This window comes from Kitasatospora sp. UYEF31 (genome assembly GCF_057291755.1).
In genome coordinates, this window is the sequence record NZ_JBXAWK010000152.1 from 1 (window position 1) to 1,387 (window position 1,387).

Below are 1,387 nucleotides of genomic sequence, written 5' to 3' on the forward strand. Positions count from 1 at the left end.
CTCAACACTCAAGTCGTAGCAGGTGTGGGGCTGTTGCCGCTTCCGTTACGCGGATCAAGGATCTATGGTCGCCGCCTCACCGAAGACGTTCTGAACAACCCTCCTTGATGCATTCACTGTTTTAAACCACCAAAAAGAACCCCGGCCCGACCGCTAATGAATCAATACCAAGAATCGATCAACTCCTGGATTGATTCAAGGATCACACCTCCCCGCGAATCGAACTCTGCGATCAACTCGGACCTCCGGAAAAGCAATTCGAGTTTCTTTCGAATTTCCGGATCGGCATTTTGAATATAATTCAAACCAGGAAAAGATGCACATGTCAAATAGTCATATAGAAGACCAGGAAGCCCTGGGTCGGCAGATTCGTGATTGGTAATCCCGGAAAGAGGAGTAATTACCGATGCAGGATTGGAGAGAATCCAACCGGCCATCCTCCCTTCATGGAACATGAGATCGAAGTTTGAAGCAATACGCAACTTCAGATCTCCAGGAAAAAGCCGAACCGAACTTCTGTCCGTGCAAACTAGATGGTCGCCTTTAGGGCTAAGCCAGATAAAATTCATCGGCGGGCACGAGAAATTCACTGCCCGATTCGCTCGAATTCCACCACTAGTTGCCGGAAAGTCTATCCAGGAAAACTTGTCCAGGCTTTCGCTTGACCAGCATTCTGGAGTTGAGAGATTAAAGCTCTGCAAGTCTGCGGTATCAGAGCAGAATCTGATCTCATCACTGGCATCCCAAAGCCAGTCAACACTCCCGAAAGTGTTAACAAGAACCCCCTCATGCTCATCGAATGTAATCCCGAGATTCGAGGATACCCGCAAGGCTGAGATGGCGTATTTCACGACAAACGAACTCTGCTTGTCAGTCACGCGAATCGAGAATCCGCCGAATAGTTCAAGGTTCATTTATTAGCCTATCTTATTTTATTTGAATGGCTGGCGGCAGGGGCTTCCCGTTAGGGGTTGGAATATTTCCGCTAAGAATCTGCTCACGCGTTATAGCAATTCCTGGATCACTGGCGAGACCACCCAAGGCTGCCGCACCGCTCGCGTTCCTAGGGCCAGATGGTCCGTAACTTGTCACTAGACTTCCCGCCTTACCTCCCTTGCCTTCCATGACGATTATATCGTCTCCCTGTTGGACAATGATGCGCCCGGCTGTTCCAGTTGACACGTAGACGGCATCTGGGTTTGCGAGAATCTCCAATTCGCGCTCTTTTGTGAGATGTCCGTGGTGCGTCGGAATAGTCCTGCGCTTTCCGTCCTTGGCTCTTTCGGTCGCATTACTAACCCAATTCAAAGTATCTAGACAGTCTCTGCGATATAAGCCAAATGCGGATCGCCAAAGAATCCGCGTATCACGTCAGGTAGATCCTTGA

General features: G+C 49.5%; 1 protein-coding gene. It reads right to left on the reverse strand.

Annotated features, from left to right (window positions below):
- Positions 1-161: 161 nt before the first annotated feature.
- Entirely contained in the window at positions 162-878 is a 717-nt protein-coding gene (locus AC0Z36_RS29650) for a hypothetical protein (RefSeq protein WP_485466178.1), read from the reverse strand.
- Between the last annotated feature and the right edge of the window lie 509 nt (positions 879-1,387).